Genomic DNA, 18,715 nt, shown 5'->3' with positions numbered 1-18,715 from the left:
CAGAGGAAACTTGAGGGATATGTCGAATTGGACTCTGGATGAATCGAGAAAGCAGGAGGTTCAATGACTTAACCAACACATCATAGTTACTTAATATCTGACATAGGAGTAGTGTCATAATGACCATAATTAAAAAATGGCTATTTGGGATTGTAACCTGTTTCTTTTATATCTTTCTGTTTACTCTAGTGGATGTTTCTAACAGCGGATACTGCTTTGTATGTTGGTAAGGTTATTAATCAATTTGGAATAAAGCCAACCAATGCATTTGTTTTTATCTACTACATAATTGGAACCTTAATCACTATAGCATTTTGTATATTCAATATATGGGTTTATCGTAAGAAACGTATGATTTTCTGGTTATTGTTTATTTTACACGCCTATTATTTATATAAATTGTTCAGCATAGTCACTGACCCGAACCCAATAAGAGTTATTTCAACAGGCTTGTAATCAAAAGAAGCATGAGGTGCACATCGTGATTAAGATTTACACAGAAATCGAACTTGACGCAGCGATTGACGTTTGTTTTGACATGGCGCGGAATATTGATATTCATACGCAGACAGTTTGGCCGCACACGAAGGAGAGAGCGATAGCTGGCATAACTACAGGCTTGATAAATGGAGGGGATACGGTTACGTTTGAGGCGCGGCATTTTGGGATTAGGCAAAAACACAAATCTCTCATATCGGAATACGTTCGACCTTATCGTTTTGTGGATGAAATGCTGCAGGGTACTTTCAAAAGTATGAGGCATGAACACGAGTTTATTGATTTAGGAAATCGCACGTTAATGAAGGATACGCTATGTTTCGAGGCGCCAATGGGGTGGATCGGGTGGGTAGTGGAGCGAATCGTGTTGAAGAACTACATGATGAGATTCTTACAGCATAGGAATGCGCAATTGAAGATGCTAGTTGAAAAGGAACAAACCTAGAGGGCGCTATTTCGAGGTAATCCGTACCAACAAAAGAAGCCCGCAGACGCTTCACCACGTCCGACAGGCTTCCCTCACTCACTGAAACTTCGCTTCATACCTCGCTTTAAACGTCTGAAACATCCACAAATTCACGTCCCACAAGTCGGTCACCGGCTGCCGCGTAAAAGGAAGCACCTGCATATACGGCGGCGGTCCGAATTCCGGCGTGAACGTCATCGTCTCGGCTCCGGCATCGAAGCGTTGCTGACAGATCCTCAACCACAAGTCGATGAACGTCTCGACATGTCCGGCAAATTCAGGTGCCCGCGGGTCCGCTACTTGCGGCCCTTCAGGATACCCCACGCGCCCGTGGATATGGATCGCGCGCGCTAAGCTCAGCTGCACGTCCTCGTCCTCCGGACTCGGCATGCTCTCGCAGGCTGCGCACCAATGGCTAAAATCAGCGCCGATGCTGAGCGCCGGCAGCTGCTTTAACATAGCCGCCGTTTGCCACGGCGTAAAAAAAGCCCGCCCCCGATGCGTTTCATGCGCAATCGGGATGCCAATCTCTTGCTCGACGCGGAGCGCCTCTTCGAAGAAGCGCAGCTGCTCGTCAGCTGACATGCGATCGGCCGCGCTGTGCGAATTGATCAAAACAGGTCGCAGCTCAGCTGCGCGAAGCACTTGCTCACGGAAAGATCGTGAATGATCCCATCCGCGTGTCACGACTTGGGCAATAAACGACAAGTTCATGTCGTCTAATTCTTTTCGAAACTGCTTATCGGCAGTAGCATCGGAGGGAGGCGTGTACTCAACCCCGCAGTAACCTGCTGCTACAATCTGCTCTAACTTCCCCTGCCAGTTTCCGTTCCATTCCCATAGGGATTTGTATCCATATAATTTCATATGTTTATGACTCCTTATCCTTAAAAACCTAGAATATCTCTGAGTATAGGTCAGGAAGCGGGAGAAAAACTTATGATATCTTCAGCAAAAACCAACTTATTTTACCATGATAAATGTCGGTAGGCGGTGGGGGATAAATTCGTCCATCGTTTGAATTGTTTGCTAAATTGCGACAAATCCTTATAACCCAGCTGTTCTGCAATGTACTCGATAGAAAGTGTGGGGTCCATCAGCATCAGCTTGGCTTGACGAAGCTTGACCGTGCTTAAGTATTGACGCGGCGAGACATCATAGGCTTTGTGAAAAACGCGATTGCAATGCGTAGGACTATATCCGAGCTGCTTCGCGATAACGGTAATGCGGAATGGCTCCTGCCCCTTGGCCGTCGTTGCAGCTTCATGCTCAATCAGTGTGGCCAGCTTTGCGGCTAAGCCAGAATCTTCGTTAGGCTGGGGAGATGACTGTACGTCATCTACTAATAGTTCGCTCAACGCGGTGAAAATCCGAAAGGAAGCATGCATCGTCTGCAGCTTCAAGCTCAGTCCGCTGGAGGCGTTTGCACTAGCAATTTGAGCGAGATCCAGCAGGATCGGGCGGATAAGGCTCTCCATTTTGCTTCCAGAAGGATGCAGTGTTTGCCTAATTTGACTTAATTGCTGTCTGAGCCAAGGATCGGTGACCTCCAAATGTACACATACATAAGTCATCATACTTCCATCGACTGCGCCTAAGCTGGCATGCACCTCATTCGGAAGAATCCAGACCAAGTCACCCTGCTTCTGTACAAAATGTTTATCCCCGACACGCATTCGCTGCGAGCCCTCGATGACAAGATTTAGCTCAAACATAGGATGTTGATGCTCAGGAAAGGACCATTGCGCGTTGACCTTGCGGAGATGTGCGGCAAAAATCCGAAACGACGCCTGCACATCAGGCAGCATGCCGCCATGAACGGCATTTTCGAGTCCGCTGGGTAAAGGTTCTTGTTGTAAGATTTTCATCTATATAGCTCCTTTGAAAGGTTCATAGGCATTCTCTTACAATTACTATCTCACTTTAATAGGGTAGAAATCAAATGTTTCTTTTGTCCAAATGAAAGAGCGTATTGCCCATGGGTTCAGTGTTTCAATCGTCGTATAATAAGGGCAAATGATCGAGAGGAGCTTTCTGAGATGAAGAATCAATTTTTTAACGCACATCATTCGCCAGTAGGCGCATTCGCAAGCTTTACCCTTGGATTTCCTGGCAAAAGCGGAGGCTTCGATTTAGAACAAGCGCGTCCGCCGAAGCAAAATATATATATTGGTCTTGAATCCCCGGAAGGCGGCAAGTATGATGCGCTGCCTTTCTTTGAATATTCGGTTGAAGATGAAGCACAGCGCTATGATATCGAGAATCCGGATCCGAAGCCGAAGAAAAAGAAAACGGTGTTCCCTTTTGCCCAAGAAGAGATTCATAGAGATTTTAAAGTTAGCACAGATACATGGAAAGCGGGCGATTTGGAGTTTAGCCTGATTTCACCGACACAGTCGGTTCCAGATCCAGCAACAGCAAGTGATGATGAGCTTCGTTTAGCGCTAGTTCCAGCTGTTCTCGCTTCGATTACCGTGGATAATACGAAAGGTACCTCCTCCAGAAGAGTGTTCTTCGGGTATCAAGGGAATGATCCGTACAGTGCGATGCGCAGGTTGGATGATACGATGGAAGGGGCCGCGGGTGTTGGACAAGGTCGAATTACGGCAATTGTTTCGCGGGATCCAGAAGTGCGTTCGGGGATGTATTTCAGTATTGAAGATATTTTGAAAATGAAAATCGATGAAAACTTGACCTTCGGCCTCGGAACCGTTGGTGCCTTGTTCGCAGATACGCCTGCAGGTGAGAAGCGTACATATCAATTCGCGATTTGCTTCCATCGTGGGGGCATCGTGACTGCGGGTCGTGATGCATCATATACGTATGCACGTTTGTTCAAGAACATTGAAGCTGTCGCAGATTACGCTTTAGGTAACTTCGACAAACTAGCTGCATTAGCTCAAAGCGCAGATGCTGCCCTTGAAAACTCAACCCTTTCCGCAGACCAGAAGTTTATGCTTGCGCATGCGATCCGCAGCTATTATGGGAACACGCAGCTTTTGGATATGGATGATGAGCCATTCTGGATCGTCAATGAAGGCGAATATCGCATGATGAATACGTTCGATTTGACGGTTGATCAATTATTTTATGAGTTGGCTGTGAATCCTTGGACGGTTCGTAATGAGCTCGATATGTTCGTGAAGCGGTATAGCTACGAAGATAAGGTTTGCTTCCCTGGCGACCCTACCGAATATCCGGGAGGAATTTCCTTTACGCATGATATGGGGGTAGCCAATACACTTTCCCGTCCTAGTTATTCTGCTTATGAGTTGTACGGCTTGGACGATTGTTTCTCACATATGACACATGAGCAATTGGTGAACTGGACACTATGCGGCGCAACTTATGTGGCGCATACGAATGATCAAGCGTGGCTGCAAGCAAATCTCGAGATTTTTGACAAATGCTTAACGAGTATGCTCAATCGTGATAATCCGAATCCGGAGCTGCGCAATGGCATTATGTCCTTGGACAGCAATCGCACCATGGGTGGGGCGGAAATCACGACTTACGACAGCTTAGACGTCTCACTTGGCCAATCCCGTAACAATATTTATATGGCAGGCAAATGTTGGGCGGCTTATGTGGCAATGGAAACTATTTTTGCGCAAAATGGCAGAGAAGATCTGGCTCTTATCGCAAGCGAGCAGGCCTTGAAGTGCGCACAAACGGTGACTTCTTACGTAACAGAAGCTGGCTATATTCCAGCTGTTGTTGGCGAAGGCAATGATTCCAAAATCATTCCAGCCATCGAAGGCTTGGTATTCCCATACTTCACTGGCAATAAGGATGCTCTGGATGCGAATGGCCGTTACGGCTTTTATATCGAAGCCTTGAAAAAACATCTGGATGTTGTGCTTGTCCAAGGCACTTGCCTATTCGAAGATGGCGGTTGGAAGCTTTCCTCCACAAGTAATAACTCTTGGTTAAGCAAAATTTATTTGTGCCAATTTGTAGCGCGTGAAATTCTTAATCTGGCTTGGGATGAAAAAGGAGCAGCGGCAGATGCAGCCCACGTGGCTTGGTTGACGCATCCTACCTTGTCCATCTGGAGCTGGAGTGACCAAATTATATCCGGTGAAATTACGGGCAGCAAGTATTATCCGCGTGGTGTAACGAGCATTTTATGGTTACAAGAAACGAAGTAATCCCATTCGAGCAACTGAAGCTAATCGCTTTGGTTGCTTTTTTGTTGACACTATTTGTAAAATGGAAGGGATGAGCTTTGTCCGACTGGAGGAAGATGGAACGGATGACGAAAAAGGAAATATCCGCAGGCGGTGTCGTATACCGTAAACTAGGCGAAAATGTTGAAATATTACTCATCGTTGATCGTTATCGCAAGCTGGCTTTTGCTAAGGGGCGAATGGAAACAGGTGAAACGATTGAGCAGGCTGCTCTTCGTGAAATAAAAGAGGAAACCAATATTGATGGCAAGATCATTCTGCCTTTGACCATCAATTATTATCAATTTGAACATGCTGCTTATGGTCAGGTTGAGAAAGAGACCCATTACTTCCTAGTTGAGGCAATTAGTGGTGAGCTAAAAGCTCAAACAGAGGAAATCCGAGGCGTCCAGTGGCATAACGCGGCAGAAGCGTGGTCCTTACACAATCAGCATGGGTATGAGAATAATCGGGTTATTTTGAAAATGGCGCTAGAAAGCTTGGGATGTCTGAGTAATGAGAGCGACCACTAGTTATAATGAAAGCGTATAGATTTGGTTATGTGCTGATGACCATTTGGCTGATTTGGATGTTTTATGGTTGGAACAAATATAACGATATCGATGATGAAAATAAGATGTTTCAAATTTTGGGGTTGACTGTTTTGGGGCTTGTTCTTTTTCCGGTCTATTTTTTGAGTGTGTATGTAATTGGTGCTTTGGCGAGGAGAAAGAACTAGGTTGAAAGCCGAGGTGGACACCGTGAGTGTGGGCAGTATCGAGCAGGTGCTGGATGAAATCATTGACTCTGTGAAAATCAAATTTGGAATATAGGAGGCACAACCTTGAACCCTAAAAACGAATTGCCGCAGATGCATTTTGAGGATCAACTTGCTTTTGAGAAATGGCTTGCACTTCATCATCAGACTTCCCCTGGCATTCGATTACAAATTGCTAAGAAAGGCGCTCGGATCACTTCTGTTTCCTATGATGAGGCGCTGGAGAGCGCATTGTGTTACGGATGGATTGATAGTCAGAAAGAAAAGAAGGACGAGCAGTCATGGCTCCAACGCTTTACTCCTCGAGGTGCCAGGAGCATTTGGTCCAAAGTGAATAAGGACAAGGCAGAGATGCTGATTGCAAATGGCCGAATGCTGCCCTCTGGATTGAAAGCGATTGAAGTTGCCAAGAAGAATGGACAGTGGGAGAAAGCTTACGAATCGCAAAGTAATGCATCCATTCCTGAGGATTTTGCTTTGGAATTGGAGAGGAATAGCGAGGCCAAGGCGTTCTATGATACGCTGGATCGGCAAAATAAATATGCCATCACGTTCCGAATTCATACAGCGAAGAAGCAAGAAACGCGCGTGAAGCGGATTAAGGAATTTATTTTGATGCTGGAAAATGGGGAGAAGATTTATCCTTAAATAGGTGTGTATTTTCAAAACAGGAGTGGTTGAAACGAAATTATTATTTATTTGCAGCAGAAACAAGTGGAGAAGTTTAACAGCCGAGAAAATCTTTGATCAGCGAAATGATTACATCGTTAAATCCGCGGGTACAGAAGTAGGTGCAAGAATTCGTGTGACAGAAGGCCATATCGGATGGGCGGATCTTATTTTTGTTATGGAAAAGAAGCATCTAAGAAGATTAAAAGATAAGTTTCAATTGGAAATCGCAAATAAGCAGATTATTATTTTGGATATACCCGATGATTATCACTACATGGATGAAGAGTTAATTGAGATTTTGGAAGCAAGAGTATCTGAACACATCGAGATTTAAGCACGAAAGTATGGAGTTGATCAAAATGGAAATTAAAGTAATACCGAAAGAAGCCGCCTGGCAGCTGCGGCATCAGGTCATGTGGCCTGATAAGGATTTGGATTACGTCAAGCTAGATGACGATGACACAGGGATCCATTATGGACTCCATGTAGGAGAGCAGCTGGTCTCTGTTGTATCCCTTTTTATTGATGGTGAAGAGGCTCAGTTCCGGAAATTTGCTACAGCGGTGTCTCAACAGAACAAAGGCTACGGCACGCAACTATTGAATGTTTTGCTTCGAGAAGCGAGGAATACAGGTGTGAAGCGGATCTTTTGCAATGCAAGGGTCGAAAAGGCACCGTTTTATAATAAATTTGGATTGATTGAAACAAACAAAACCTTTGTTAAAAGTGACAAATACTATATCGTGATGGAACGATTGTTCCAAAGAGAGGGTACCGAACAACATGACGATAAAGCTTTATTATGATTCTGCCTATCAACAAGAATGGCAAACTACGATCCGCCAAAAGCTCGAACGAGAAGATGGCAGCTATGTCCTCTTGGAGGAGACTGCGTTTTATCCGCATGGGGGCGGTCAGCCCTGTGATGCTGGTGAAATCAACGGAATCCCCGTATTGGATGTTCTTCTGGAGGAGGACGAAGTATTACATAAGCTGGCAAGTATGCCTGAAGGAACGAGTGCGAATTGCAAAATCAAATGGCAGCTCAGATTCGACCATATGCAGCAGCATAGCGGCCAGCATCTGCTTTCGGCTGTGTGCCGTGATCTTTATGAGGCTAACACGGTGAGCTTTCATCTCGGGACGGATTATTGCACGATCGATGTGGAGTCGCTTGATCTTGAACCAGCTAAATTAGCAGCGATTGAGACGGAAGTGAACCGTAAGATTTATGAGAATCGCGCAATTACTAGCTATTTTGTGACGCCAGAAGAGTTAGCGCAGTTGCCCCTCGTCAAACAACCGAAGGTGACGAAAAACATTCGTATCGTTGAAACTGCTGGTGTAGAGTATAACGCTTGCGGGGGTACTCATGTCGCTTCAACTGGCGAAATCGGGATGATTAAGCTATTGAAAACCGAGAAACAGAAGGGGAACACGCGGATTTATTTTCTGTGTGGTTATCGGGCACTGGCTGAATTTAATGACAATGTTCGCATTCTAGGCGCCTTGTCTACCAAATTCAACACGGGCAAAGATGAAATCATGGACCGTATTGAGAAGTGGGAACAGGAACATAAACAGGTTCAGACCGAGCTAACTGAGCTGAAAGAGAAGCTAGATGAATTTGTTGCTCAAGAGCTTTTGACGGAAAAGATAGAAGTCATTGCCCGCGAGTTCAACGATAAATCCATGAAGGACATGCAGAGTTTAGCGACCAAGCTAGCTGGGAAGACGGATTTGCCGATTCTTTTCGTGACTACGTCTGAGAATAAGGTTGTCTTTGCCCATAGCGGGAATTACGTGCAGGCTTGCGGAGCATTCTTTAAAGCCCATTTAGGAAGCTACAACGGCAAGGGTGGCGGCAGTGATAAAATGGCACAAGCGGGATTCTCAAGTGGCGAGGATGCTTTGGCATTTTATAAGTTCGTGGAAGAGTGGATTAGAGGGAATTAATATTAGTACTTGAAAGTGTGATCAATTACAGCTATTATAGACTCATAAAGTCCGTAATGGAGGAGCTTAAAGAAATGAAATATTCACAGGCGACCGACTATGCTCTTCATGCGATGCTTTTTCTGGTATCGTCAGCGTCTGATAAACCTGTTGGCGTACAAATGCTAGCGGAGAAGCTTGGCGTTTCCCAGACTTATCTGTCCAAATTGATGACCAAGCTAGTCAAAGCAGGACTCATTCAGTCTTCCCCAGGAGCCAACGGTGGATATCGACTTCGACATAAGCAGGAAGACATCTCCTTTCTCGATATCATTCGTGCGATTGAAGGGTCCGCTTCTTTGTTCGAATGCAGTTTCAATCACGGAAACGGTTGTCAAATTCAGCAGGTCGTGATGGATGCCGAGCGGCAGCTGGAGCAGTATTTGGAAAGTAATAAAATCGCCGATTTAGCGAAAACACATAAGACGGAGTAAAATCCGTTCTTTATTTTAATTGAATTAAGGATATTAAGAGTCTATTAAGTCTCTAATATTAACAGGAGGGAAATCCATAGTTGATATATTGTGCTGGAGATGCTGCAACGGAATTTCATCAAGCTATATCTGCAGCGTCATTAGGCTCATTGTCGGTAGTCGGAGTAAATAATGAACTGAATTTTGAAAATTGGCATTTGCAAGTTATCAAACATTGAGGATGGTTGAAAATGAAAGAAGAACTTAAATTTAATGCTGAAAAGGCACTTGCCTATGAGACCAATGCACGTATTTCGATTCCGACGTACGATGCGCTATTTACAATGATTCAGTCCTATTTTCGGGCTCATTCTGAGGGTGAGACGCAGTCCATACTCGTGGTTGGAGCGGGTGGCGGGAATGAAATTGCGGCTTGGGGACCATCGAATCCGGATTGGACGTTCACAGGCGTAGATATTTCTGAAGAGATGCTAAATATGGCTTCCCATAAAATTGAGCAACTCGGCCTGGAGCAGCGCGTTCAACTTATTTTGGGCACGGTTGACACTGTGCCGCAATCTGAAACGAAGTTTGATGCAGCCAGCTGTATCTTGGTCCTTCATTTCATTCAAGATATTGAAGAAAAGTTGAAGCTGTTAAGAGGAATTAAAGCGAACTTGAAGTCAGGTGCTCCATTCGTGCTCGTAAGTGCTTTTGGGGATCCTGAAGAAGCCGAGTTTCCACATCGATTGAATGTGTGGGGGAGCTTTTGGTTGGATGCAGGAAGAGAAAAAGACAATGTCGACGAATTAGTCAAAAAAGGGATTATGGCTATCTCGTTCATATCTGAAAATCAAATTGTGTGGCTGTTGGAGCAGGCTGGATTTACGAAGGTTACGCGTTTTTATGCTACTGGGCTTTTTGCGGGCTGGATGTGCCATGCGGAGTGAGAAGTAGTTGAACAAAGCAGGTCCAATTGGGATCTGCTTTATTCATTTTAATCATTTTGAAACAATAATACTTTATTGTGAAACGATAAACTATATGGTAAAGTCTATTTAACATTAACTAAGTGAGGTGCTTGTTATGAAAATAGGAACGACACTCTTTTTAAAGGCAGTTGTTATGTTTATTGGACTCCCAGTGCTTGCATTGTGTATATTTGTGGTACCTGAGATAGCGAATTTTGCAGCAGAATTGTATCCAGACCATACGTATTTGAAATATCTCATTTACATCGATTTGTATGCTACGGCGATACCTTTTTACTTTGCGCTATATCAAACGTTTATACTTTTGAGTTATATTGATAAGAACAAAGCTTTCTCAGAATTATCAGTACATGTTCTTAAAAACATAAAAAACTGTGCAAATATCATCAGCGGCTTATATGTGGTAGGTATGCCGCTTTTCTATCTTATTGCTGAGAAAGACGATGCTCCAGGTATTATTGTAATCGGAATGGTCATTATTTTTGCATCGACGGTGATTGCCGTTTTTGCTGCTGTTCTTCAAAGGCTTCTCAAAGAGGCGATTGCAATAAAATCTGAAAATGATTTGACGGTTTGAGGTGAATAACATGGCGATTATAATAAATATTGATGTGATGTTGGCCAAGAGGAAAATGAGTGTGACGGAGCTGTCGGAGAGAGTTGGCATCACAATGGCTAATCTTTCGATTTTAAAAAATGGGAAGGCAAAAGCAATTCGATTTTCCACGCTTGAGGCGATTTGCAAGGCTTTAGATTGTCAGCCTGGAGATGTTATTGAGTATAGAAGTGACGAAATCAATTAAAGATTTCAAATAAACTTTCATAAGGGACGGTGTCTTAAGATTGATTAGCGCAAATCAGCAAGTTCAGAGCTATCTAGATCGTATCGGGTTTAAAGGTTCACTGGGTGGCAGCGCAGAGACGCTGGCCGAGCTGCAAGAACGGCATCTGCACACGGTTCCTTATGAAAATTTGGATATTTTAGAAAATAGAGCTCTATCCCTTGATCCGCAGGATCTGTTTCAAAAGATCGTTGTACGCCAGCGTGGCGGCTACTGCTTCGAGCTAAATGCTTTATTCGGTTGGCTGCTGCGAGAATTAGGTTACACAGTAACGGACTACGTCGCTCGTTTTTGGCGCGATACGTCGGATCTTCCGCCAAAGCGTCGCCATCAAGTACTGAAGGTAGAAGCCGAAGGCGTCAGCTACCTGTGCGATGTTGGTGTTGGCGGGATTGTACCTCGCAGGCCCATTGCGATGATTGAAGGGCTTGAGCAGCAGCAAGGTGATGAGTGCTACCGACTCGAGAAAGATCCCTACTACGGTTGGGCGCTATGTGAGCAGAAAAACAGCGGATGGAACCGGCTTTACACGTTCACAGAGGAGCCGCAACTGCCGAAAGACTACTTGTTTGCAAGTTTCTGGTGTGAACAATCCCCAGATTCGATTTTCAACAAGACTCCAATCGTTGCGATGCGCACTCAGGATGGAAGGATTACGCTTGCTGACCGTGAGTTCCGCATTTTCAATGCGGTAGGTGTAAGCACCTTTACGCCGCAGACGGATGAAGCGTTTAAAGAGGCTTTGTTAACGTATTTTGGTATTGCTGTTTCTTAAAATGACGGTAAGAGGGTGTCCCAAAAGCCAAGTATATGGCGGGGGGCGCTCTTTTTATGTGAAAAGTAGCTGTGAATCATATGCAAAAGTGCAATTGTACAACCTTTGTTATCGAGTTGACCGCTCGTTCCGAAATGCGTGCGAAAGTGCAACAATTTCGGCCAGTAATGCTCATGTAAGCACCTATTCGGTCAAAAAGGATGCTCTTTTGCACTAATTTAGCTATGTTTAGCCGTTTTCGCTGACAAAGGATGCTCTCTCGCATCTTTGCCCCGTGGGAGCCTCTTTTTGTTAAATGCACTCGACGCCTAAGTCGCCTTCATCTTTCTTCGAATGCTGCCACAATGTTAATCTGAATTGGATTATGTTTTCTACATGTATTGAATCACAGCAATCGCCTCATACATCGGCCGCTTATCCAAATGGCTCCGATAAAGTGTCACTTCTTCGCAAACCCACTCGAGGCGTTCCCCATGCGGAGTAAGAGGCACAGGAAAATCCCTCAGTCTATTACGATCAAATTGCTCCACCCCCGTGAATTTACGCGCAAGCGTCAGGTGTGGATGAAAGGTGCGTGCTTCAGGCGTAAAGCCAAGAGGCGTAAGTGCAGCGGCTACTTGCTGTTGTAAGCCATGAAGCCCTTCTAAGTCGCGGCCAACACCAGCCCACAGCACAGAAGGATGCGTAGATCGGCCGAATAAATCGAGGTCTTCCACACGAAGCGAGAGTGGACTAGCTGCCGGCGATAAGTCCTGCAGAGCTTGCATAATATGCGGGATTTGTTCAGAAGGCGTATCGCCAAGGAACTGCAGCGTAATATGCAGATCCTCTGCATGAACCCACGTGCGAAAGGGAAGATGCAATTTAATCTCATCGATCCAACTGGCAATAACATGCTTAATTTCGGACGGAATCGGCACTGCAACAAATAAACGCGCTTGGTTAATCGTATTCATAATAGCCTCTCTTATCCTCGTAGGGTTCACATCTTCCGAAGTAATATGCCCTTTTTTTGGTAAGACTATTTCACCTTCCGCAATCCACTTTCCTGAAAATATGTCCAATGGTTCATGAATATCGTCATGGTAACGCTTTCTTGAAAACCTTATAGTTAAATTGTGGTTAAGACAACGAGTGAAGGGGTGAAGCAAAGTAGACGCAAGCGGGTTAAGAGTTCACACGATTCAAGTACGGGGATTGAACAAAAAGGAAAGAGCGATCTAAGGTCCATTGGCGTGGGAACTCCTTAGAATCGCTCTCGGTAGTGAGTATGAATTTCGACGAAATTCACAGCTCACTACAATTTTGACACAAATTCAGCTGAATAAGCAAGTACAAAAAATATGTGTTTAAATTGAAGGGAGTTTTACAACGATGAGAAAAATGAAGAGCTTACAAATGATGGGTGCAGCAAGCTTGTCGATGGCATTGGTTTTAGCAGGATGTTCTTCTACAAAAACGGCAGAAACTTCACCAGCAGCGGCATCTCCGGCAGCATCCACAGCAGCAGCGGCAACGAAAGCACCTGAACCAGCAAAAAGCGGCGAGAAAGTAACCGTTAACTTCTGGAACCCTTTCTCGGGTAATGATGGTCCATTTATGAAGAAAATTGTAGATAACTATAATAAATCGCAAGATAAATATACCGTAAAAATGACCATTCAACCGAATGGCGACTACTATAAGCTCCTTGATACAGCAATTGCAACGAAGAAAGGTATTCCTGACGTTGCCATCATGCATCTTGATCAAACTCCTACTTACATTGCGAAGGATCAGCTCCAACCTGTTGATGCGATTGCGAAAGCAGTTGGTGTAGAGAAGAGCAATTTCCCACCAGCGACAGTGGAATACTCAACGAAGGATAACAACTGGTACAGTATTCCGCTTGATATTCATCCGCTAGTTATGTACTACAACAAGGATTTGTTTAAAGCTGCAGGTATTACCGCACCACCAACCAATCGCAAAGAATTTGTTGATGCAGCAGTCAAGTTGACAGATGCTTCCAAAGGTATTTGGGGGGCGGCGATGCCAACCTTCTGGATCCAAAACTTTTTATTCCCAACTATTTTGTTCCAAAATGGCGGCGATTTCTTAGATGATAAAGGCAACATTGCTTACAATTCACCTGCAGGTGTAGAGGCTGTTACCTTTATGAGAAGCTTGACAACGATGAAGGTTTCACCTCCAACTGTTGCAGCTGATGGCGATTTCAACTTGTTCCAACAAGGAAAAAGCGCGATGCACTTCAATGGTCCTTGGTCGAAAGATGCGTTCGATAAAGCGAAAATCAATTATGGTGTAGCTCCGGTTCCTCAACTAGGTACAGTAAAACAAGCAGTGTTCGGCGGATCTCATAACTTCGTTATTCCTAAAGGAACAACAGATGCAGCAGTTCTTGCTGGTGTGGGTGATTTCTTGAAATATGTAAATGCCAATTCCATTGATTGGGCTGAATCCGGTCAAGCGGTTGCTTCCAAAGTGGTTCGCGACAGCGCTGCTTTCCAAGCAATGACACAGCAACAAACTGAAGTGGCGAAATCTTTTGAGTATGTTAAATTTGCACCAAAAGTATTAAATTGGGGTCCGATTTCCGACAGTATCTGGAGCGAGCTTGCTAATGCGCTTCAAGGCAAAAAAGATCCAAAAGCTGCACTCGACGATGCAGCAGCCAAATCAACAGCTGCCATGAAGAAGTAATCATAGCTCATGAACATGGAAAGGCGGGTACCCTGTACCCGTCTTCCCTTTTAAAGTAGAGGAGGGAATCTCGTGCCTACCCCGTCAAATTGGAAATCAAAGCTGACATCAAGCTTATTCATATTACCGTATTTCATCGCTTTTTTAGCCTTCACGCTGATCCCGATTATTTACGGGTTCATCATTAGCTTAAAGCAATACAATCTGCTCGATCCTGTGCATCCATTCGTAGGCTTCGACAATTACAAAAAGATTTTTACAAGCGGCACGCAAGAAAATGACCTGTTTTTCATTGGGATGAAAGCCACATTGAAATTCGTTGTGTTTTCAGTCCCTTTTCTAGTCATTGTAGGTCTTGGCTTTGCCTTATTGTTAAATGCACTCCCAGCAAAATTACGGTCATTTTTCCGTTCGATCTACTTTATTCCCTATGCGGTTTCGGCTACCGTCATGGCGGTTATTTGGAAGCGAATGTTCGATGTCACAGGCGGATTTATCAATCTACTCCTTGCAAAAGTAGGCATTCGTGAGTTCGATCCCGTTCCATGGCTGATCGATACGCCGTTCGTCTGGATTGCTTTAGTTATCGCAACGCTCTGGTGGACCATCGGCTTTAACATGATTATTTTCGTGAATGCGCTCAATGGTGTACCTGAAGATCTCTATGAAGCTGCCAAAATCGATGGCGCGAACGGTTGGGACAGACTGAAGAGCATCACGCTTCCTTTCATCAGGCCGGTTCTCATTTTTGTGCTAATTACCTCTACGATTGCTTCGTACAATATTTTCGCGCAGCCGAATTTGATGAGTAATGCAGGCGATGAGACGAAGGTGCTGCTCATGGGTATTCTGCAAACAGCCTATACGGCCAGAGAAATTGGTTCTGCGTCAGCGATGGCGATTCTCATGGGCTTAACGATCATGATTGTGTCAGTTATCCAATTCAAAGTCACCAGCAGGAAGGAGTAGAGGACGTTGAAATCACTGAAAATCTTTTATGTACTGCTTGCTTCACTTCTAGGTGTTATTTTCATACTGCCGATTTTATGGATGTTTTCCAATTCGTTTAAGACTGATATAGAAGTCATGGCCCCGGTATTTCATTTATTTCCGCAAGAATTTACGTGGGACAATTTTCATACGATTTTTGTCGGCGGGGCTGTCGAGGTTCCGATATTCCGTTGGATGTTCAACTCCTTTTTCGTAGGTTTTGCTGCGACACTGCTGGTCATTTTTTTAGATGCGATGGCTGCCTACGCGTTAGCGAAGTTAGATATTCCGTTTAAAAGAACGCTTTTTGCCTTGTTCGTTGGATCGATGATGGTGCCGGGCATTATTTCTTTTCTTCCTCAATACTTAAATTTCAGTAATTTCAATCTGATCAATACGTATTATGTGTTAATTTTGCCCTACTCGGGTGGTGCGCTGGGTGTATTTATGTTAATCCAATTCTTCCAGTCGTTCCCAAATGAAATTATTGAAGCGGCACGCATTGATGGGGCAAATAAATGGCAGGTGTTTAAGTCGGTATTGATGCCTTCTTCCATTTCCATCGTAACTACACTTGCAATATTCACGTTTATGAGTGTTTTCAACGACTATGTATGGCCATTCTTTACGGTAACAGACCTCGAAATGCGAACGCTGACAGCAGGTGTGGCGGTTATGGCAACAGGCAGCTTCGTACAATCGTATGGCAAATTAATGGCGCTTGCTACGTTATCGACGATACCGACCTTGATCATTTTCTTAATTGGTCAACGACAATTCATTCAATCGATCACAGCAACAGGGGTCAAGCAATAGTGGCAGAGGTGACGCTTTTCATGCGGAAATTAAGTATAATTTGTTTAAGTTTGATGCTGTTAGTAGGGTGTACGAAGGGAGCGGAAGAGACTCAAGTGAAGGATTCTAATATCGCTGTTTCACCGACAAAAGAAGCAAAAACGTTTACCAATCCGATCATTGATAATGGCGCAGACCCATGGGTCACGACGAAGGATGGGACGTACTATTATACACATACAACCGGAAATTCCATCCGCGTGTGGAAATCCAAGACGTTGACAGGGTTAGCCGAAGCGGAATACAAAGACGTCTGGTTCCCGCCATTATCAGGACCGAATACGTCCAACATCTGGGCGCCTGAATTACATTTTATAGCTGGAAAATGGTACATCTACTACGCCGCTGATGACGGCAAGAATGAGAATCATCGGATGTTCGTGCTCGAATCCGTGACAGATGATCCGCTTGGCGCTTATGTCGACAAAGGCATGATGGACACAGCTGGCCGCTGGGCGATTGATGGGACGACGCTGCAGAAGAAGGACGGCTCACTCTATTTCATATGGTCGGGCTGGGAAGGGACTGTCAATGTAAGCCAGCATCTCTACATCGCGCCTATGAGCAATCCGTATACGATTAGCGGCAAGCCCGTTGAAATCTCTCGCCCGACCTATGATTGGGAGTTGGTTGGGAATCCAACAATCAATGAGGGACCGCAGGTGTTGCTGCATGAGGATCGGATTTTTGTGATCTATTCGGCAAGCGGCAGCTGGACGGATGACTATTGTTTAGGCATGCTGAGCACGGAGATGAGCAAGGATGTGCTGAATCCGGCTTCCTGGAAGAAGGGGGATAAGGCAGTATTTTCAAAAACCGATCAAGTCTTCGGACCCGGTCATAATTCGTTTGTGAAGTCCGTAGATGGCAAAGAAGACTGGATTGTGTACCATGCCGCGAAAACACAAGGCTCCGGCTGGAATCGCAACGTCCGTATGCAGCCTTTCCAGTGGAACAAGGACGGTACGCCGAATTTTGGTACGCCGATCGCCGAAGGTGTGCCTGTGAAAGTGCCTGGCGGGGAGTAGGCGAGGGAATACTTAATACCCGAACGTGAGCAAAGAAGCCGAAGCACCCCTCCGGGCGTTTCGGCTTCTTTTGTCTATAAATCCAAAAATATGTCCATGAATAAAGGAAATAGGTCATTGGCTTGACTTCGCCTTATTTGTATAATGAAGGCAGAGTTTGAGGGCACGGGAGGGGATTCAAATGAGTGGAGCGCATAAGTCAGATAGGAATCCTAAGCAAGCTAAGAAAGCTGCGAAAGTAATATGCCTACTCCTCGTGCTAAGCATGTGTTCGATTGGCTGTGATTCGCATTCGGAGATAACAACAACCGAGCCTGCGGCGAGCAAGCTGCGGATAACGTTCTGGACGCCGTTCAGCGGTGGCGATGGGCAATTTATGGCTGAATTGATCCAGCAATACAATAATGAGAATCAGGATCATGTGAAAATAGAGCAAATCAACAATAACTCCGGTGATTATTATCCTAAGCTGTCGACGGCGATCGTGACGGAAGAGGCGCCAGATATCGCCATCGTCCACTCGGCCAAGTATTCACAGTATGCGCCTGCTGGATTTTTGACGGATTTGAATACGCTTGCGATTGAAGCAGGCGTGCATTGGGATGATTTTAACCCGACGATTCTGCAAAGTACGGTGGCCGATAATAAACATTTAGGCATTCCACTGGATACTCATCTGGAGGTTATGTACTACAACAAGGATTGGTTGCGAAAATCAGGCCTCCTAGATGAAAAGGAAAGGCCAATTATGGCGGAAGGAGAGGCAGGATACCTTGCTTTTCTAGAGAAAATTCGTGACAGTGTTCCGCCGAATGTTACGCCATTAGCCGAGCCCAACGTAAGGATCGACTCATTCTGGATGTGGTTCTCTTTTTACAATCAAATGAAACAGGATGGCGGCAGATTCTATACCGACGATGGCAAATCCGCTGCGATTGATAATCCTTCGGCCTTGAAATCCTTAGAATTTGTGAACTCTCTGTATACGAAGAAGCTCATTTTGCCGAATATCAATGATCAATTTCAAAGCTTTATTAAGGGTAATGCAGCAACTTTAATCTCAGGTGTGTGGGGGACGGGAACGTTTGAGAAAGCAGCGGATTTAAACTTCGGAGTGACCAAAATTCCTCAAATCTACGATCACCCTGCAGCGTGGGGGGATTCTCATACATTTTCGCTGCCTTATCATGAAAAGCCGGACAAAGAGAAACAGATCGCTGCGCTGAAATTTGCTAATTGGGTAGCGGCACATGGGGCTAGCTGGGCGAAAGCCGGTCATATCCCAGCCGTGAAGAAGGCTGTCTCATCGGAAGAGTTCCAAAAGCTTAAATACCGCCCTGACTATGCCAGCGCTGCGGATGATGTGAAATATTTCCCCAATCAACCGCGACAGGGTACGATTAACGATGAGCTTGTGCGTGAGTTTGAGAAAATGATGGCAGGACAAATCACGCCACAAGAGGTGCTGCAGAATGCGCAAAAGATCATTAATACCAATCTTCAGATTCAGCAAAATGCAACTCAAAAATAGGTTCCAAG

Annotated in this window: 21 protein-coding genes; 18 read left to right on the top strand and 3 right to left on the bottom strand. The window is 44.9% G+C overall.

Features of this window, described 5'->3' with window-relative positions; all coding sequences use genetic code 11:
- The first annotated feature begins 481 nt into the window (after positions 1-481).
- Positions 482-943 (top strand): SRPBCC family protein, encoded by a 462-nt coding sequence (locus AC58UX_RS15980; protein WP_497254351.1) that lies wholly within the window; start codon positions 482-484, stop codon positions 941-943.
- A 78-nt stretch (positions 944-1,021) separates the two neighbouring features.
- On the opposite strand, the gene AC58UX_RS15975 is transcribed toward AC58UX_RS15980, so the two are convergent.
- Positions 1,022-1,831 (bottom strand): sugar phosphate isomerase/epimerase family protein, encoded by an 810-nt coding sequence (locus AC58UX_RS15975; RefSeq protein ID WP_497254349.1) that lies wholly within the window; start codon positions 1,829-1,831, stop codon positions 1,022-1,024.
- 101 nt (positions 1,832-1,932) lie between these two features.
- Complete coding sequence (locus tag AC58UX_RS15970; protein WP_497254347.1) at positions 1,933-2,832, bottom strand: helix-turn-helix transcriptional regulator; 900 nt, start codon at positions 2,830-2,832, stop codon at positions 1,933-1,935.
- 171 nt (positions 2,833-3,003) lie between these two features.
- Here AC58UX_RS15970 and AC58UX_RS15965 point away from each other — a divergent pair, with 171 nt between their 5' ends.
- From AC58UX_RS15965 to AC58UX_RS15910, 12 genes are all read left to right on the top strand, one after another.
- The gene (locus AC58UX_RS15965) at positions 3,004-5,115 is read left to right on the top strand and encodes a glycoside hydrolase family 52 protein (RefSeq protein ID WP_497254345.1); all 2,112 of its coding nucleotides are present in this window, start codon (positions 3,004-3,006) and stop codon (positions 5,113-5,115) included.
- A 104-nt stretch (positions 5,116-5,219) separates the two neighbouring features.
- Positions 5,220-5,666, top strand: a complete 447-nt coding sequence (locus AC58UX_RS15960; RefSeq protein ID WP_497254343.1) for an NUDIX hydrolase — start codon at positions 5,220-5,222, stop codon at positions 5,664-5,666.
- 5 nt (positions 5,667-5,671) lie between these two features.
- Positions 5,672-5,872, top strand: a complete 201-nt coding sequence (locus tag AC58UX_RS15955) for a hypothetical protein (RefSeq protein ID WP_497254341.1) — start codon at positions 5,672-5,674, stop codon at positions 5,870-5,872.
- 105 nt (positions 5,873-5,977) lie between these two features.
- Positions 5,978-6,559 (top strand): YdeI/OmpD-associated family protein, encoded by a 582-nt coding sequence (locus AC58UX_RS15950; RefSeq protein WP_497254339.1) that lies wholly within the window; start codon positions 5,978-5,980, stop codon positions 6,557-6,559.
- Positions 6,560-6,584: 25 nt separating this feature from the next.
- Entirely contained in the window at positions 6,585-6,917 is a 333-nt protein-coding gene (locus AC58UX_RS15945; protein WP_497254337.1) for a low molecular weight protein tyrosine phosphatase family protein, read from the top strand.
- A 25-nt stretch (positions 6,918-6,942) separates the two neighbouring features.
- A complete protein-coding gene (locus AC58UX_RS15940) occupies positions 6,943-7,389 on the top strand; it encodes a GNAT family N-acetyltransferase (RefSeq protein ID WP_497254335.1) in 447 nt (148 codons plus the stop codon).
- Complete coding sequence (locus tag AC58UX_RS15935) at positions 7,367-8,539, top strand: alanyl-tRNA editing protein (protein WP_497254333.1); 1,173 nt, start codon at positions 7,367-7,369, stop codon at positions 8,537-8,539. The genes AC58UX_RS15940 and AC58UX_RS15935 overlap by 23 nt, the downstream gene beginning before the upstream one ends.
- A 74-nt stretch (positions 8,540-8,613) precedes the next feature.
- A complete protein-coding gene (locus AC58UX_RS15930; protein WP_497254331.1) occupies positions 8,614-9,012 on the top strand; it encodes an RrF2 family transcriptional regulator in 399 nt (132 codons plus the stop codon).
- A gap of 230 nt (positions 9,013-9,242) precedes the next feature.
- A complete protein-coding gene (locus AC58UX_RS15925) occupies positions 9,243-9,941 on the top strand; it encodes a class I SAM-dependent methyltransferase (RefSeq protein ID WP_497254329.1) in 699 nt (232 codons plus the stop codon).
- 136 nt (positions 9,942-10,077) lie between these two features.
- Positions 10,078-10,560, top strand: a complete 483-nt coding sequence (locus AC58UX_RS15920; protein WP_497254327.1) for a DUF2975 domain-containing protein — start codon at positions 10,078-10,080, stop codon at positions 10,558-10,560.
- Between the two features lie 10 nt (positions 10,561-10,570).
- Positions 10,571-10,786: a helix-turn-helix domain-containing protein gene (locus AC58UX_RS15915; protein ID WP_497254325.1), complete on the top strand. Its 216-nt coding sequence runs from the start codon at positions 10,571-10,573 to the stop codon at positions 10,784-10,786.
- A gap of 43 nt (positions 10,787-10,829) precedes the next feature.
- Entirely contained in the window at positions 10,830-11,600 is a 771-nt protein-coding gene (locus tag AC58UX_RS15910) for an arylamine N-acetyltransferase family protein (RefSeq protein WP_497254880.1), read from the top strand.
- Between the two features lie 371 nt (positions 11,601-11,971).
- Here the strand turns inward: AC58UX_RS15910 and thpR are convergent, their stop codons facing one another.
- Positions 11,972-12,556 carry an RNA 2',3'-cyclic phosphodiesterase gene (thpR, locus tag AC58UX_RS15905; protein WP_497254323.1) on the bottom strand — a complete coding sequence of 195 codons (585 nt, stop codon included), beginning with the start codon at positions 12,554-12,556 and terminating at the stop codon, positions 11,972-11,974.
- Between the two features lie 418 nt (positions 12,557-12,974).
- Between thpR and AC58UX_RS15900 the strand changes: the two genes are divergently transcribed.
- The 5 genes from AC58UX_RS15900 (at position 12,975) to AC58UX_RS15880 (ending at position 18,707) form a co-directional block, all read left to right on the top strand.
- A complete protein-coding gene (locus AC58UX_RS15900; RefSeq protein WP_497254321.1) occupies positions 12,975-14,303 on the top strand; it encodes an ABC transporter substrate-binding protein in 1,329 nt (442 codons plus the stop codon).
- 72 nt (positions 14,304-14,375) lie between these two features.
- Complete coding sequence (locus tag AC58UX_RS15895; protein ID WP_497254319.1) at positions 14,376-15,272, top strand: carbohydrate ABC transporter permease; 897 nt, start codon at positions 14,376-14,378, stop codon at positions 15,270-15,272.
- A 6-nt stretch (positions 15,273-15,278) separates the two neighbouring features.
- On the top strand, positions 15,279-16,109 hold the full coding sequence (locus tag AC58UX_RS15890) for a carbohydrate ABC transporter permease (protein WP_497254317.1): 831 nt from the start codon (positions 15,279-15,281) through the stop codon (positions 16,107-16,109).
- Between the two features lie 20 nt (positions 16,110-16,129).
- On the top strand, positions 16,130-17,176 hold the full coding sequence (locus AC58UX_RS15885; RefSeq protein ID WP_497254315.1) for a glycoside hydrolase family 43 protein: 1,047 nt from the start codon (positions 16,130-16,132) through the stop codon (positions 17,174-17,176).
- 181 nt (positions 17,177-17,357) lie between these two features.
- Complete coding sequence (locus AC58UX_RS15880) at positions 17,358-18,707, top strand: ABC transporter substrate-binding protein (protein ID WP_497254313.1); 1,350 nt, start codon at positions 17,358-17,360, stop codon at positions 18,705-18,707.
- The last annotated feature ends 8 nt before the right edge of the window (positions 18,708-18,715 follow it).

The organism is Paenibacillus sp. J22P90 (genome assembly GCF_059692195.1).
Note: the sequence above shows the minus strand (reverse complement) of the source record. Positions and strands in the feature narration are given on the sequence as shown.